Annotated in this window: 15 protein-coding genes; 11 read left to right on the forward strand and 4 right to left on the reverse strand. The window is 53.2% G+C overall.

Annotation, left to right across the window (positions count from 1 at the left end; genetic code table 11):
- Positions 1–8 precede the first annotated feature (8 nt).
- Entirely contained in the window at positions 9–581 is a 573-nt protein-coding gene (locus ACMGG1_RS18600; protein ID WP_046374308.1) for a 3-hydroxyanthranilate 3,4-dioxygenase, read from the forward strand.
- Positions 578–1,573: an amidohydrolase family protein gene (locus ACMGG1_RS18605; protein WP_020825583.1), complete on the forward strand. Its 996-nt coding sequence runs from the start codon at positions 578–580 to the stop codon at positions 1,571–1,573. Before ACMGG1_RS18600 ends, ACMGG1_RS18605 begins: the two co-directional genes overlap by 4 nt.
- 56 nt (positions 1,574–1,629) lie before the next feature.
- Here the strand turns inward: ACMGG1_RS18605 and ACMGG1_RS18610 are convergent, their stop codons facing one another.
- Both ACMGG1_RS18610 and ACMGG1_RS18615 read right to left on the reverse strand, forming a co-directional pair.
- Positions 1,630–1,956, reverse strand: a complete 327-nt coding sequence (locus ACMGG1_RS18610) for a gamma-glutamylcyclotransferase (protein WP_130015887.1) — start codon at positions 1,954–1,956, stop codon at positions 1,630–1,632.
- A 205-nt stretch (positions 1,957–2,161) separates the two neighbouring features.
- The gene (locus ACMGG1_RS18615) at positions 2,162–3,049 is read right to left on the reverse strand and encodes a LysR family transcriptional regulator (protein ID WP_234529959.1); all 888 of its coding nucleotides are present in this window, start codon (positions 3,047–3,049) and stop codon (positions 2,162–2,164) included.
- Between the two features lie 96 nt (positions 3,050–3,145).
- On the opposite strand from ACMGG1_RS18615, the gene ACMGG1_RS18620 reads away from it, so the two are divergent.
- From ACMGG1_RS18620 to ACMGG1_RS18635, 4 genes are all read left to right on the forward strand, one after another.
- Positions 3,146–4,081 carry an NADP-dependent oxidoreductase gene (locus ACMGG1_RS18620; protein WP_262032649.1) on the forward strand — a complete coding sequence of 312 codons (936 nt, stop codon included), beginning with the start codon at positions 3,146–3,148 and terminating at the stop codon, positions 4,079–4,081.
- Between the two features lie 92 nt (positions 4,082–4,173).
- Positions 4,174–5,163 (forward strand): zinc-dependent alcohol dehydrogenase family protein, encoded by a 990-nt coding sequence (locus tag ACMGG1_RS18625; protein WP_259216537.1) that lies wholly within the window; start codon positions 4,174–4,176, stop codon positions 5,161–5,163.
- A 41-nt stretch (positions 5,164–5,204) separates the two neighbouring features.
- Positions 5,205–6,068, forward strand: a complete 864-nt coding sequence (locus ACMGG1_RS18630) for an SDR family NAD(P)-dependent oxidoreductase (RefSeq protein WP_128864452.1) — start codon at positions 5,205–5,207, stop codon at positions 6,066–6,068.
- 201 nt (positions 6,069–6,269) lie between these two features.
- Entirely contained in the window at positions 6,270–6,689 is a 420-nt protein-coding gene (locus ACMGG1_RS18635) for a DoxX family protein (RefSeq protein WP_409324749.1), read from the forward strand.
- Positions 6,690–6,888: 199 nt separating this feature from the next.
- On the opposite strand, the gene ACMGG1_RS18640 is transcribed toward ACMGG1_RS18635, so the two are convergent.
- Both ACMGG1_RS18640 and ACMGG1_RS18645 read right to left on the reverse strand, forming a co-directional pair.
- A complete protein-coding gene (locus ACMGG1_RS18640) occupies positions 6,889–9,303 on the reverse strand; it encodes a pyrroloquinoline quinone-dependent dehydrogenase (RefSeq protein WP_414160923.1) in 2,415 nt (804 codons plus the stop codon).
- A complete protein-coding gene (locus ACMGG1_RS18645) occupies positions 9,300–10,202 on the reverse strand; it encodes an alpha/beta hydrolase (protein ID WP_262255081.1) in 903 nt (300 codons plus the stop codon). The genes ACMGG1_RS18640 and ACMGG1_RS18645 overlap by 4 nt, the downstream gene beginning before the upstream one ends.
- Before the next feature lie 71 nt (positions 10,203–10,273).
- Between ACMGG1_RS18645 and ACMGG1_RS18650 the strand changes: the two genes are divergently transcribed.
- From ACMGG1_RS18650 to ACMGG1_RS18670, 5 genes are all read left to right on the forward strand, one after another.
- Positions 10,274–10,903 carry a TetR/AcrR family transcriptional regulator gene (locus ACMGG1_RS18650; protein ID WP_116691032.1) on the forward strand — a complete coding sequence of 210 codons (630 nt, stop codon included), beginning with the start codon at positions 10,274–10,276 and terminating at the stop codon, positions 10,901–10,903.
- Between the two features lie 150 nt (positions 10,904–11,053).
- On the forward strand, positions 11,054–12,352 hold the full coding sequence (gene pqiA, locus ACMGG1_RS18655) for a membrane integrity-associated transporter subunit PqiA (RefSeq protein ID WP_414160924.1): 1,299 nt from the start codon (positions 11,054–11,056) through the stop codon (positions 12,350–12,352).
- Positions 12,336–13,979, forward strand: coding sequence for an intermembrane transport protein PqiB (gene pqiB / locus ACMGG1_RS18660; protein ID WP_414160925.1), 1,644 nt, complete (start codon positions 12,336–12,338; stop codon positions 13,977–13,979). Before pqiA ends, pqiB begins: the two co-directional genes overlap by 17 nt.
- Positions 13,976–14,524, forward strand: a complete 549-nt coding sequence (gene pqiC, locus ACMGG1_RS18665) for a membrane integrity-associated transporter subunit PqiC (protein ID WP_142815761.1) — start codon at positions 13,976–13,978, stop codon at positions 14,522–14,524. The genes pqiB and pqiC overlap by 4 nt, the downstream gene beginning before the upstream one ends.
- 426 nt (positions 14,525–14,950) lie before the next feature.
- Positions 14,951–15,964: a LysR family transcriptional regulator gene (locus tag ACMGG1_RS18670; protein ID WP_414160926.1), complete on the forward strand. Its 1,014-nt coding sequence runs from the start codon at positions 14,951–14,953 to the stop codon at positions 15,962–15,964.
- The last annotated feature ends 16 nt before the right edge of the window (positions 15,965–15,980 follow it).

The following is a 15,980-nucleotide window of genomic DNA, read 5'->3' on the forward strand; positions in this document are numbered from 1 at the left end:
GAATAACAATGTCTAACTTCAAATATGGATTTCCGCTCAACTTCAATACTTGGCTAGACAGTAACGCGCATCGGCTCAAGCCCCCGGTCAATAACCAACAGATCTGGCAGGACAGCGATTACATGGTCACCGTCGTCGGCGGGCCGAACCAGCGCACCGATTTTCACGATAACCCGGTAGAGGAGTTCTTCTACCAGTTTAAAGGGAATGCCTATCTGAACATCTGGGATGACGGCCGTTATGACCGCATCGACCTGCGTGAAGGGGACATTTTCCTGATGGCACCCCATGTGCTTCATTCTCCTCAACGCCCGGAAGAGGGCAGCCTTTGCCTGGTGCTGGAACGGATGCGCCCGGAAAATGAGCCGGACGCCATACAGTGGTCATGCGCGGCCTGCGGCAACCTGATCAAAAGATATGAAATGAACCTCAAGAGCATCGTGGCGGATCTCCCCCCGGTTTATGAACAATTTTATGCAACCAGCGATGAAGAACGCCGCTGCAGCCAGTGCGGCGAGATCCACCCAAGCCGCGATGCACAAACCTGGCATCGCACACTGAAGGCAACAGAAACCCGATGAAAATAGATATCCACTCGCATTTTTTCCCTAAAATCAGCCAACAAGAGGCTGCCAGGCTGGATGTTGAGCGGGCTCCCTGGTTGGCAACCCACGGGCGCGAAGGCCAGATCATGCTCAATGATAAGCCTTTCCGGCCGGTCTATGACGCCCTGTGGGATGCCGAACGCCGCCTGGAACAGCTGGATGAACAGCAGATCGATATTCAGATCATGTGCGCCACGCCGGTCATGTTTGCCTATGACGTCGCTCTCGATCGCGCCCTGCCCTGGGTCCAGTTGATGAACGATCGGGCGCTGGAGATGGCGTCTGCCAATCCGCGACGGCTGAAGGTGCTGGCGCAGGTTCCCCTGCAGGACAGCGAGGCCGCCTGCCGCGAAGCCAGCCGGGCAAAAGAGTGTGGTCATATTGGCGTGCAAATAGGTAATCACGTAGGGGCAAAGGATCTGGATCATGAATCGCTGATCGTCTTTCTGACCCACTGCGCCCACGAGGGTATCCCGGTGCTGGTACATCCCTGGGATATGATGGGCGGCGCGGAGCGTATGAAGAAATGGATGCTGCCCTGGCTGGTGGCAATGCCGGCGGAAACGCAATTGGCGATCCTCTCTTTGATCCTCTCAGGCGCCTTCGAACGCTTGCCGCGCAGCCTGAAACTCTGCTTTGCCCACGGGGGCGGCAGCTTTGCTTACCTGATGGGGAGGGTTGATAATGCCTGGGAGCAGCGCGATATCGTGCGAGAAGATTGCCCGCATAAACCGTCAAGCTATCTGGATCGCTTCTCCGTCGACTCCGCGGTGTTCGATCCACGGGCGCTAGAGCTTCTGGTGGATACCCTGGGTGCGGAACGGGTCATGCTGGGCTCCGATGCTCCCTTCCCGCTGGGGGAACAACAGATTGGCCATTTGGTCAGCAGCTCTGCCTTGCCGGAGAAAAGTAAGCGTCAGATTTTGGGTGAGAACGCGCAGTCGTTTTTCTGTTTGCCGAACCGGTAACCGCCGCATTTCGGGAACGAGATGGCTCGTTCCCGAGCTAAACAACGGCAGCGGCGTTATTGCTTCAGCATGTAGATAAACGAATCGACGACGTCGCCACTTGCCGTAGTCACACTGACGGCCACCCGCTCATAACCTTCTCCCTCAAATTCATCGAGGGTTTGCCAGTGGGCGGCAAGATTGTCGGAACAAAACAGAAAACCCTGAACCCGGCTGCCGCTGTTATCCAGCACGATGCCCGGATAGCCCATTTCGGCGCCCCACCCTGCATTCAGCAGCGTTCCCCCCACACTGCCCTCTTCCCAACTTCCGCCGATGCTTTCCATGATGTGCGCGTTTGGCCGCCCTGGCCCTAACGTCCCGTAAACAAACAAACTCAACATGTTATGTCCTGCATTCTGATGATTTGCTACAGAAACTAGCACAGCGTCGGCAGCCAACATAGTCGTTAGCCGGGTAATTAAATGGATTTTCGAGCCAGGGACTGGAGGACAGCGTTGCAGGCGGTTCAATGGCTGCTTGCACGCTTAAGTGCAGCCATCATTCACTGCTTACCCGACAGGATCGCCGGTTTTGTTTTTCGAACCGTTAATGATGAATACTGCTTTCCTGTGAAAATGTTTCCTTCAATAAATCAATAAAGGCTCTTAATCTTCCGGTGACATAGCGCCTACTCGGATAAAGGCACCATAAAATCAGCTCTGGCTGTTCACTTACCCCCAGGTGAAGCAACCTGCCGGCTTTGATGTCATCGGCGACCAAAGCTTCCGGTAGCAGTGCGGAACCGACTCCCGAAATGAGGGTGGAACGGGTGATAAACGGAGAGGAGATATATAACTCCGTGTTCACATTGAAATGTCGTGGTTCCCCATCCAAAACGGTACTAATTTGATTCGGTTTCCAGTGCGTTCCAATACTGATGAAAGGAAGTTCCGTGAGCGGGTCTCCCAAAGCCAGTTGTTCCCTGTATTGCGGTGACGCAACAAATATTAATGTCTCTTTGAATATTTTTATACCTATCATCTCTTCATCCGCCATCGGATTTACACGAATAACGGCATCGAAACCTTCTCGAATAGGATCAACCAATCTGCTGTCAGCAATAAGTTCAAGTTCGACCAATGGGTAAAGCGCTCTGTAACGAGCAGCCAGTTTACCCAAGGTATCAAATGCAATAACGGGAGGAACGCTAATCCGTAATTTTCCTGAGGGGCTACCGGTCTGTTCCATCATGTCAGTTTTGATGTCGTTGAGCTCGTTAACCAAAGGCTTTATCCGCTCGAATAGCAGGGTTCCTTCGGCGGTCAAGGTGAAACCGGTATTCGTGCGTTCAAACAAGCGCGTTTGCAGTTCATCTTCCAACTGACGGATCCGTCGTGAAATAGAGGCTTTAGGCGTCATCGTTGCGCGACTTGCCGCGCTGAAGCTGCCGTGTGTAATCACACTTATGAAGTCCTGCAATGCATTCATATTCATGAGCTGTCTCATTTTTGGTCCACGGCGTCCATAATTTAGCATCTTATTAATTATTATTGGTACGGATATAGTGAAAAAATAGCTTAGGAGATCAACATGAATCAGCAATTAGCAGCAGTTATGTATAGTTATGGCGCTGAGGGCACGATCAAAATTCAGCCCATCAACAGGCCCCAGGTCTCACCGGGCAAGGTCATTGTGGAGATCGCCGCCGCAGGGGTTAATCCATTAGACTGGAAACTGCGTGATGGCCTGCTTAAGCATATATTCCCATTAACTTTTCCCTGTATTTTGGGTGGCGAGTTCGCAGGAAAGATTGTTGAAGTGGGGGCTGGCGTCACCACCTTCAACGTCGGCGATCGCGTGATAGGGAAGCCTGTGAACCGCGGGGCATTTGCCGAAACGATAGAAATTGAGCCGGAACTGTTAATCCCCATCCCCGATGATCTGGACGAAACCGTCGCAGCAACCCTGCCGGTTGCCGGCTCGACGGCGTGGACGGGGTTATTTGATATCGGGGAATTAACGGCTGGGCAAACCGTTTTGATCCAGGGCGCGGCTGGCGGAGTAGGCTCTTTGGCTGTTCCTTTGGCTCATCGCGCAGGGGCAAAGGTCATCGCTACGGCTTCGCAAAAAAACAGAGATTATGTCAAGTCATTGGGTGCCACAGATGTCGTTGACTATAACGACGCTCATGCCTTATCGATGATAAAGGGAGTTGACCTCGTTCTTGACTTGGTCGGTGGACGTTCCCTGGAAGCACTCTGGAACACTCTGGCGCCATACGGCCGAATTGTAAGTTCAGTTGCCGTTGATATCGCAGAAAAAACACCTGGCAGCCAACCAGGAAAAGGGACATTTTTTCAAATGAAATTTGACCCTGCCAAATTGAATTCTATAGCGAAAGAGATTGCCAAAGGTGAGATTCCCTTCACGCCTCCGCGAGTATTTTATTTAAAGGATACTTCGTTAGCGCTGGACTCCGTCAAGAGCGGAGGATACCGGGGGAAAACTGTGATACGCATGAAATAATGGAACAGGCATAAAATTACACTTATTTTTGTGTCAAAAATTCCAGTCATAAATTCGTATTAGTTTACGTGTTTTATATAAAGGGGAACAAAATGGCGCGGGTTATCCAGTTTGATCGTGTCGGTGAACCAGATGTATTAAAAATTGTGGACGTGGATCTCCCTGCCTTAGCCGCCGATGAAGTCAGTATTAAGGTGAAAGCTATCGGTTTAAATCGGGCGGAGGCGCTACTGCGTCGCGGTAAGTATGCATTTCCTCCGGTATTTCCGCAGCGAATGGGGTATGAAGCGGCCGGGATTATCGACGCCGTTGGTGCACAAGTGCAAGGCCTTATCCCTGGCGACGCGGTGAGTGTTATCCCTTCACTGGCTATGGATCGGTGGCCCACCTATGGTGAAACTATTCACTACCCAGCCCGTTACGTGGTTAAGCATCCGGAAAATTTATCCTGGGAGCAAGCAGCCTCGGCGTGGATGCAGTACATCACGGCATATGGGGCACTGATTGACGTTGCAGAAGTGACCTCTGACGACTATGTCATGGTCACTGCCGCTTCCAGTAGCGTTGGTATCGCCGCGATTCAAATTGCCAACATGCTTGGCGCTCGGGTGATAGCAACCTCAAGAACCGAATCCAAACGCCAGGCGTTACTCGATATCGGTGCATCATGGGTTGTCACTTCTCAGGGTGAGAAAAGCGTAGCTGAAGTTAAAGAAATCACTGGCGATAGGCCGCCGCGAGTTATCTTCGATTGTATTGGGGGGGAAGGTGTGCCCACGCTATGCGAGATCTTGGCGCCCGGAGGCACGCTGATAGAGTACGGTAATCTGAGCGGTGAAAACACCCCTTTCCCGGCAAGTTTGGCGATCCCGAAAGGCCTGACAATCAGGGGATTTGCTTACAGCGAAATTGTAGGAAATGCGGCGCGCCTCGCCAACGCTAAAACCTTTATTTTGGCGGCGCTTAGTCGTGGCGAATTAAAGCCGGTTATAGCGAAATCCTTTGTGTTTGATCAGATAGTTGCGGCACATCAATATCTAGAAGCGAACGCCCAGCTAGGCAAAATTGTTGTCACCGTTTAAGCGAAGATGAAGGCCCTGGCCCTTGTCATCAGGAGCAAATAATGCAAACAGAAAAAGATGTCATCGCCGTTATTACAGGATCAAGCAAAGGAATAGGTAAGGGAATAGCAAAGGAACTGGGACGACAAGGTGCGATTGTCTATGTTACGGGTCGTGACCAGGAGTCAGTCGAAAAGGTGGTCAGTGAAATAACCCACGCGGGGGGGCAAGGAGTAGCGGTTGTTTGCGATATGTCTGACGATGCACAGATAGCACGCCTATTTAAACAGGTGGAGCAGAAGCACGGTTATCTCAATATCCTCGTCAATAATGCCACCACGCTTAACAGCCAAATGGGAGTGAAACCCTTTTGGGAAGCCACCATCCATCTTGCCGATATACTGGATGTTGGCTTACGTTCTCATCATGTTGCGACTTGGCATGCGGCGCGCTTGTTGCTTGCCGGTGGGCGCGGGTTAATCGTCAACGTATCTTTCTATGCCGATGCGAAGGTGCATGATCCAGCCTATTACGCTTCAAAGGCTGGCCTGGATAAATTGGCCGCTTCCTACGCCGAGCACTTCGCCCCCTTTAACGTTTCCGCCGTATCCCTATGGCCAGGTTTCGTAGCCACAGAGACGATGGTTGAGCTTGCCAACTCAGACCCGAAAACGCGCGCTCTCCGTGACACATTGGGATTTGAGAGCCCTGAGTTTTGTGGACGCGTGGTATGGGCGCTATTTAGCGACCCTAACTTAAAGACCTTATCCGGCAGTACATTACTGACGGCTGAAGTGGGTGAGCATTATAATATAATCGATAACAATGGGCATATACCCAAATCCTTACGTCAATTATATGGTAACCCTCCCGCCGAGCACGATATCATGAATAAACAGGCGGGCACTGAGAATAAGAAGATGTGAGCGTAATGCGGGGGGATAATAACGTCGTTAGTTTGCTGTTTAAGCACTCTTTACTTTTATTCAGGCCACAACCATTACTCCCCCAGCCCAGGGTTTAGCCATCACCATCAGCGAGCCATTGAATACGCGGCCCGGTGTGTAATTACAAACCGGTCGTTAATTTTCAACTTATATATTATTTAATATTTTGAGGAAGCGTTAATGTCTATAAAAGGCAAAATTGACAATATCATCGACAACAAATTATTCTTCGGTTTAGTGTCAGTTTTAATGAGAGTACTTCTTTCATCTGTATTCATTATTGCTGGAATAGGTAAACTTTCGGCTTATAACGCGACAGCTGAGTATATGGCGTCGATGGGCGTACCAGCAATATTATTGCCTTTGGTGATATTAACCGAGCTAGGCGGCGGTGTGGCTCTTTTACTGGGCTTTCAGACGAGGATTGTCGCCATTCTGTTCTTTGGATTCTGTATCATCTCAGGACTGATTTTTCACAGTGGTCCCGACCTACAAAGTCAGTTGATGCTGATGAAAAACATCACGATGTCCGGTGGTTTTATCGCCCTGTTTCTCTTAGGGGCTGGCGGGTTTAGTCTGGATAATAGAAACAACCCTTAGTCAGTATTCTCCGGCAAACCGCAGGCAAGCGTCTGAATGCACTAACACATCATGAGCCGCTCAGGGCGGCCATTATAGATTCATTTTCTGTGGATCGTATTGGCTAGCGCTCGTGCGAGAAATCTAGGGGGCTGAACACTTGCAGCAAGGTTCATGCTGCAATGACCAAGCCCCCCTGCTATGCCTGGAATTCAGTGTTTCAAGGCGATTTAGGCAATGCAAACGCCATCACCGCATCACCGCCAAAACGGCCAAGGCCGGTATGCCCACCAGCGGCAATGACAACGTATTGGCGTTTATCCTTGCCTTCGTAGACGCTCGGAGTGGCAATGCCGCCGAACGGCAGTATGGCGTGCCACAGCTCGCGGCCGGTACGCAGATCAAACGCCCGGAGCGTGCGGTCAGCCGTGGCGGCGATAAAGATCAGTCCACTGCGGGTCACCACCGAGCCGCCCATGTTCGGCACGCCGACTTGCAGCGGCACATGGGAGGAAATGCCGAAGGGGCCGTTGTCATAAGCGCTGCCTAACGGATGGCGCCAGAGCAGCTTGCGAGTTTTGAGGTCAAGCGCGCTGAGCATGCCCCACGGTGGCTGATTGCAAGGTATGGCCAATGGCGATACGAACGGCGTGGCACTGATGGCGTAAGGCGTACCTAATTGCGGGCCGCCGAAATCGCCGCCCTTGTTGCCTTGCTTACCGTTGGCTGAAACCTCGTCGCGTGGGGTCAGCTTGTTGATGATCGCCATGTAATTGTTGTTCGCCACGACGATATGTCGCAAAGGATCGATCGATACACCGCCCCATTCGAAGACACCCGCCGAGCCGGGGTACGCCAGTGAACCTTGTACCGATGGCGGCGTAAATGCGCCCTCGTAGCGCAACGCCTTGAAGCGGATACGGCAATACAGTTGATCGAGCGGCGTAGCTCCCCACATGTCGCTTTCGTGCAACGTGGCCGGTGCAAACGTAGGCATGTCGCTCTGGAAGGGCTGGGTAGCTGACAGGTGTTCGCCTGGCACGGCCCCTTGTGGCACCGCCCGCTCCTCGATGTGAGTCAACGGAGCCCCCGTGCGCCGGTCAAGCATGAACAACTCGCCGCGCTTGGTCGGTACCAGCAAGGCGAGTACTGGCGCTACGCCCTGTGCGCCGGACAAGTCGACCGTGGTCGGTTGAGATGGAATATCGTAGTCCCAAATGTCGTGGTGGGTGGTCTGGAAGTGCCAGCGTATCTTTCCGCTATCCGCGTCGACGGCGATCAGCGAACTGGCATATTTTTCCGATACGGCTTGCCTGCCGCCGCCGAAGAAATCCGGCGTTTCGTTACCGGTTGGCAGATAGACCAGGCCCAACGCCGGATCATTGCTGATCGGTGCCCAGACATTTGGCGTGCCGCGCGTGTAGAACTCGCCTGCGGGTGGAAGTGTTGTGCGATCGGTGCGGCCCATGTCGAAGGCCCAGGCCAGCTCGCCGGTGCGGGTATCAAATGCGCGCACGACGCCGGAGGGCTCGCCGCGTTCCACGTTATCGAACACCCACCCGCCGATCACAGCCTTGCCGTGCACGATCGAGGGCGGTGAAGTGACGTAGTAGAAACCCGGCTTGACCAGGCCCATGCCTGCGGTCAGATCGATTTCGCCGTTCTGGCCGAACGCCGGGCAACGCTGGCCGGTATCGGCATCCAGCGCGTACATCCTGGCATCCAGAGTGGCGGTGATAATCCGATGAGCGCAAACGCCGCTGGCCCCTGGCGTTTCGTCATAGGATACGCCACGGCAGGCAAGAAACGGTGCTGCGCTCAGATTCGCATGAGGATTAAAGCGCCAGATCGATTTTCCTGTCTCAGGCGAAACGGCGATGACTTCGTCATGGGGGGTACAGAACACAAGCTTGTCGCGTACCTTCAGCAGCGTAGCCTCGAACATCAACTCGCTCGCTTTATTGCCTTGCGGCAGGCCGGTTGCGCCAGAGTGGAAGGTCCAGGCCAGTGTGAGATCGGCAACGTTGGCCGGAGTGATTTGATCCAGAGGCGAGTAACGCTGGCCACCGGGTGTTCGTCCGTAGTTCGTCCAATCGCCGGGGGCGTTAGATGCCGAGTTGACGGGCATGTCTTCGGCGGGATATTCGCCCAATGCCGTGGTCAGATCGATGCCGTGGTCAGGCTGTAAGCCGACTATTAACAGGCTAAAAAGTAACAACGTTAGCGCGCTGCCGAGCAGCAACGCAGGCATGTCGCCGCGCGCGCTTTCGCGATGCCGCGTAAAAGGCCGGGCGAACCAACGCCAGGTCAGCAACATGACGATGAGCAATACCAGAAAGAACAACAAGCGCGGCAGTAGTGCAATCGGGTCCCAGCCGCATTCGTACAAAGCCCAGGCCAGCGTCGCTACGCAAAAGCCGGCATAGAGCACAAAGCCGCTGCGACGTGCCAGCAGCAATAGCGATGCCGTTATCAGCAACACGATGCCGGCGATGGCGTAGTACCAGGAGCCATCCAGCTTGATAAGACAGATACCGCCGTACAGCATGGCAGCACCGGTGAGTAGCAGGATAAGCCCCAGACAGGCGCTGATCCAGCGGCAAGAGCCGCCTGGCTTTGTATGTCTGGTTGTCATGCCGCATTCCCTAGGTATCTAGTCACTGCTTCCACCTTGCGAAAGACGTCTTTCGCTTCCGGCAGGAAAGTGAGCCCCATGAATACGTGAAAACCACCTGGATACTCGTGGTAGTCGAGCGTGACGCCTGCGACTTGCGCTTTTACCGCGAACTTCCGCGCGTCAACAACAAAGATATCGCGGTCTCCCTGGAATATGCTCATCGGCGGCATCCCCCGCAAGTCAGCGTAAAGCGGGCTCATGTAGGGTAGTTCGGGGGAAATGTCTCCAGCCCACATTCTCCCGCATACTCGTGCGCCGTCCACGGCAAGCATAACGTCCTTATTCTCCAGCTCCCTCATTTCAGCGTCCCTCATAGAGAGATCCAACCATGGGGCAAACAGAAAGAGATGGTCAGGGAGCGACAACCCATCATCGCGTCGACGAAGCGCTAGCGTCAGTGCTGCGTTGCCCCCTGCGCTGTCGCCCATCACGACGATTCGCTCACCCTTTCGGGCGGAAACGATGCTGTCAAAGACCGTATCGATCAGAGCGGTGCCAACGCGATAGTCATGTTCGGGAGCAAGGGCATACAGCGGAACGGTTACGGTAGCGCCGGTCGCGCCGATCACCGCACTGATGATGCTCCAGTGTGAGTGATGCAGTGGGTTCACGTAGGCACCGCCGTGCAGATAGAGCACGTGCAGATCGCGCTTTCCGGTCCGTGGCGTCAGAGTCACGACTCGCTGCCCCTGGTGCTCGCGCTCCTCGATTTGGCAGGAAGAACGAAGTGCGGTTGGAATAGGCGCGGCCTGAGGGGAAGGCCTATTTAGCAGGTACTTGTGCAGCTTCACGTCATCGGCAAGAATTTTTGGCGCAAGCCCCATCAAGAGTCTTGCGCAGGTGAGAAATACGCTCATGTGAATTTTCCGTAGAAGTAGTCGTTAATTTACGATACGATTCAGTATCGAAACTGTCAAGGATCATAATTATGTCGAAAATTACACCCTCAGACGCCCCCACTTTAGCCCCGGAAACCGCCAGGCCGGCGGTGGGACGCCCTCGAGATGCAGAATTAGACTTGCGGATTATGCGAGCGGCGTTAGCGCAGGTAGCGGAAGGCGGCTTCCATTCACTCACTATGGAAGCGGTAGCTAAACGGATAGGAGCAGGCAAAGCTTCACTGTACCGACGGTGGAAGTCTCGTGACGCCCTGTTGGCTGATGCCCTACTGGCCTTTTCACCCACCGATCTGCCCATCGATACGGGTTCACTGCGCAGTGACCTTATCGCCGTTTATGAACACTTCTACGGCCTGAACGACCCCGATATCCGTCTCGCAATCATTGAGTTTCTTGGAAACCATCGCATCCTCAGCGGCTGGGTAGAACAGACGCTCCCAGGCTGGTTGAATAGCCGTCGTATTCGCGTCTTAGAAATAATCGAACGTGCGATTGACCGTGGTGAGCTGCTTGTTTCGGACCAAGTGAACCTGGATCTGTTAATCGACTTGTTGCCAGGTGTTGTTCAATTCCGCCATACCGAGCGCAGCCAGATAGTGGACAGCGAACTGATCGCAGAAGTGGTAGATCAAGTTCTTCTTCCCTTGTTATCCCGGTAACTATGGCCTGCTGCACATACATAACCGACATAACTCTCAATGGCACGCTCCGCAAGGAATACGGCCCTACTGGGGTTTCTCTACGATTTCTGTCCTCCAAAGAGCATGAAACTCTGTTGGGACAGGGTAATGTGGGCCGTTGAATCTCATATGCGTATAATTTTAGCAATCCGGCACGCGCAACCTTTAACTGAGAAACTGATTCTATGCCCGCAGTGCGATTTACTGATGGCGTTACCGCCGTTAAGCGCGGGCACCAAAGCGGTATGCTTACGTTGCAGCACGACTCTCAGCACCCGCTGGGAGGAACCGCGCAAACGGCCGATAGGCTACGCCCTCAGTGCGTTGTTCATGCTGCTGCTGGCTAATGTTTTTCCGTTTATCAATATGCGCGTTGCCGGCTTCGGTAATGAAATCAAACTGATTAATATCCCTCAGGTCATGCTGGAAGAAAACCACGCCAGCATGGCTACGCTGTTTATGTTGCTCGTACAACTGATCCCCGCATTTTGTATGCTGGCCATCATTGTGCTGTGCGCCAGAGTGCGTATGCCGTTGGCATTAAAAGAGTGGCTGGGCAAGATGCTGTTCCAGTTTAAAACCTGGTGCATGGTGGAGGTCTTCCTCGCCGGGGTGCTGGTCAGCTTCGTCAAACTGATGGCCTATGGCGATATCGGCATCGGCGGCAGCTTTTTGCCTTATTGCCTGTTCTGTCTGTTGCAGGTGCGCGCCTTTCAGTGCGTAGATCGCCACTGGCTGTGGCAGGACATCGCACCGGCGCCGCGCCTGGATCTTCCGTTAACGGTCGGGGGCACTGGCATGCGCCAGGGCGTGCGCTCCTGTCTCTGTTGCACGGCAATTCTGCCGGCCGAGGTGACCCAATGCCCACGCTGCCATACCAATGGCTACGTGCGCCGCCGCAACAGCCTGCAGTGGACGCTGGCGCTGCTGGTGACCTCACTCATGCTTTATATCCCTGCCAACCTGATGCCGATCATGGTCACCGAAGCACTGGGCAACAAAATGAATTCGACCATCATGGCCGGGGTGATCTTGCTGTGGGGAGAAGGATCTTATCCGGTGGCGATGGTCATTTTCATCGCCAGCATTATGGTGCCGTCGCTGAAGATGCTGGCGATCGGCTGGCTGTGCTGGGACGCCAACGGCAACGGGAAAAACCGCGGCAACAGTGAACGTATGCATCTGATTTACGAAGTGGTCGAATTCGTTGGCCGCTGGTCAATGATCGACGTGTTTGTCATCGCCGTACTGTCTGCGCTGGTTCATATAGGCCTATTGATGAGCGTCTACCCTGCAACTGGCGCGTTGTTATTCGCTCTGGTGGTGATCCTCACCATGTTCGCCGCCATGGCTTTCGACCCCCGGCTGACCTGGGATCGTCTAAACGAAACAATAAAAAAGGAGCCGCAAGGTGACGGCAAACAATAATGACATCGCAGGCGTTGAGAAGATTGCGCGCTGGTCGCCGGTATGGATCATCCCTATCGTCACCGCGCTGATCGGTGCCTGGATCCTGTTTTACCACTTTAGCCATCAGGGGCCGGTGGTGACCTTGGTTACCACCAGCGCCGAAGGGCTGGAAGCGGGCAAAACCGAAATCAAAAGCCGCAGCGTCGACGTCGGCGTCGTCGAAACCGTGACCTTAAGCGGCGACCTGAGCAAGGTGATGGTGCAAGCACGCCTTAACTCCGGCATGGATAAGCTGTTGCGTCAGGATAGCGCCTTCTGGGTGGTGAAGCCGCAGATCGGCCGCGAAGGCGTTTCCGGCCTGGGTACGCTATTGTCAGGTGCCTATATCGAACTGCGGCCGGGCAATAAAGGCAAAGGCGGCAAGGATAACTACCAACTGCTCGATGCGCCGCCGCTGGCCTCTGCGGACGCCAAAGGGCTGCGCATCTTGCTCGACAGTGAGAAATCTGGCCAGTTGAACGCCGGCGATCCGGTGCTATTTCACAACTACCGTGTCGGTTCAGTGGAAACCAGCTATTTCGATCCCAAACAGCGCACCATGCGCTACCAGCTGTTTATCTCGGCCCCCTACGACCAGTTAGTGACCAGCAACGTGCGTTTCTGGAAAGACAGCGGTGTAGCATTCGACATGTCGGCACAAGGCATGCGCGTGGAAATGGGCTCGTTGGCCACCTTATTCAGCGGCGGCGTGAGCTTTGACGTGCCAGACGATTGGGATAGAGGCCAACAGGCTAAAGAAAAGGACGTATATCAACTGTTCGACAACCAACGCAGTATTCAGGACTCACTGTATACCGTGCACAAAGATTACCTGATGTTCTTCACCGACTCGGTTCGCGGATTACAGCCGGGTGCGCCGGTAGAGTTTCGGGGTATCCGTCTCGGTACTGTGGCCCAAGTGCCATTTTTTAAAGAAGGTATTGAACATCGTTTGAACAACGATTACCGCATTCCGGTGTTAATCCACATCGAGCCAGAACGCCTGAGGAAGTTAGGCAAGGACTTTGATTTTGATAAAAGTCTGAAAGACGCCGAGTCACGCGGCATGCGCGCTTCTCTAAAATCAGCCAACTTGCTAACCGGTTCACTCTATATCGATCTGGACTTTAATCCGCAGGATAAGGCTTGGGATGAACCGCACGAGCTGTTCGGCTACCCGCTGATACCTACAACCAGCGGCGGTCTTGCGCAGATCCAGCAAAAACTGATGCAAACGCTGGATAAGATCAACGCGATACCACTCAATCCGATGATCAACGAAGCGACCAAAACGCTGGCGGAAAGCCAGAGGACCATGAAGTCCACTCAGCAGACCATGAAGTCGCTGAATGGCATCATCTCCAGCAAAGAGATGCAGGCGCTACCGCAGGACATGCAGAAAACACTGCAGGAACTCAATCGTAGTTTGAAAGGGTTCCAACCAGGCTCTCCTGCCTACAACAAAATGGTAGCGGACATGCAACGTCTGGATCAGGTGCTGCGTGAACTGCAGCCGGTGCTACGCACTCTGAATGACAAGAGCAATGCGCTGGTGTTTGAAGCCGCCAGCCATGATGATCCCCAGCCTAAGAAGGCCAATAAATGATGAAATGGCTCCCGATAGCTCTGACACTGCTGCTCAGCGCCTGTAGCAGCACCCCAAAAAAAACCTACTATCAGCTGCAGGCGTTGGGCATGCCAGCCCCGGTGAGCAGCGGCGCGTCAACGCGTGAACTGTGGTTGGAACATATTTTCGTGGCCGATTATCTCATGCAGAATGGCGTGGTTTTTCAGACTAACGATGTGCAGTACGTCATAGCCCAGAACAACCTATGGGCCAGCCCACTCGACCAGCAACTGCAGCAAACGCTGGTGACCAATCTGAGCAGCGCGCTACCGGGTTGGGTAATATCTTCCCAGCCAATGAGTCGCAATCAGGATGTGCTTAACGTCTCCATTAGCGGCTTCCATGGCCGCTTTGACGGTAAGGCTGTCATCCGCGGTGAGTGGATCCTGAATCATCAGGGCCGGCTGATCAAACGGCCGTTCAACCTGGAACTCAAGCAAAGCGAAGACGGCTATGATGCACTGGTGCGCACCCTGGCAGAAGGATGGCAGAAGGAAGCGGGGTCAATAGCTAATCAGCTATAGAAAATTTTCTTTATTTTCTTGGTGAAAGATTCAAAAAACAAAATTGTAACGGCGGAGAGTTAATCCAACACTCTCCCTTGAAATAGACGGAAATACATTAATCAATAATCACATTAAAGGTCAGGAGTCATATCCATCCTGACCTTTAATGAAAATGACGAAATGTTAGCCGACATGTAAGGCCGCGCGGAACCCCTCTTTGCGCCCACGGGAGTTGTGGAAACAAAGGATCGGCTATATAGGAGTCTCTGTTAAGGCTGGCGGTATTGCTGTCTTTGATACTACGTCGATGCCTAAGCGATAGTTGCCAACAAAAATTGGTCAGCGCTTTAGAATATTACCCCGTTCCATCTCCCTCATTATTTTAATGTTAAATAGCACTCGAGTTTCTTAGCTAATGAGAATGTGACAGCCAGAGGATAGAACATGGAAAAAAGCGATGCTTTCAAAATATTCGCAATGGTCGGCGATCGTGGCTCTATTTCTGGGGCAGCGCGTGCACTGGGTGAGTCTAAAGCAACGGTAAGCCGGGCGGTATCGCGTTTGGAGTCCCTCTACAACGTTAGACTTGTCGAACGTACTACGCGGCGCATAACGCTTACCGAAGTGGGGAGTGTTTTACACGCACGATGCATACGCATGCGAGAAGAAATGGAAGACGCTGACGCCGAGATTGCAACCTACAGGAGTAGCCCGGCCGGTATATTGCGCATAGGCTGTACCAGTGATGTCGCTAAAACGCTCCTCACTCCCAACTTACACGAGTTTCTGGATAACTATCCGGAGATCGACGTTCGCGTACGAGTGGGAGAAAGATTACTCCCAGAGCCTAACATTCTCGATGTCGTTCTCCATTGCGGGTGGTTATCGGATTCTCGTTTGACCGCCCGAAAAATCGCAGAGGTAAAAAACATCCTGGTAGCAAGCCAAGAATACGTACAAGCCAACGGAATACCGACCTCTCCAGAGGATCTCGAAGATCATGCCATCATCGGTAATTTCTACCTCGACGCAGCGGCGGTTGAGCCGGGCCCTTTGCCTGCTTATGTGCCCAGGCTCGAAATATCCCGGGACCAGGAACGCTTTACGTTACCTACTTACCATAGATTTTTATCGACCGATCATTCACAAATCCTCGAACTGGTGAAACATGGCCGCGTCATCGCCCCCATTACCGGTATTTGGGCGCTGCCAGGATTACTCTCGGGAGAGTTAGTTCGCATCTTGCCTGATTATGAAATAAGTGAGTCGCCGCAGCTTTATGCTTTATATCTTGATCGGCTGGCATCCATACCCAAGTTAAAAGTATTTCTGGATTTCATCGAGGAAATCGTTAGGCGTCTTACAAAAGAGTGGCAACCGCAGGCCGATAAGCTCTTTCCGAAACAGAACCTCGTTCTTTTCCCGTCGATAAACTTCCAAACCAAAAATGACGCCTGACCCATCCTGTGAGTGG

Source organism: Serratia sp. BNK-12 (assembly GCF_047456085.1).
Taxonomy (GTDB): domain Bacteria; phylum Pseudomonadota; class Gammaproteobacteria; order Enterobacterales; family Enterobacteriaceae; genus Serratia; species Serratia liquefaciens.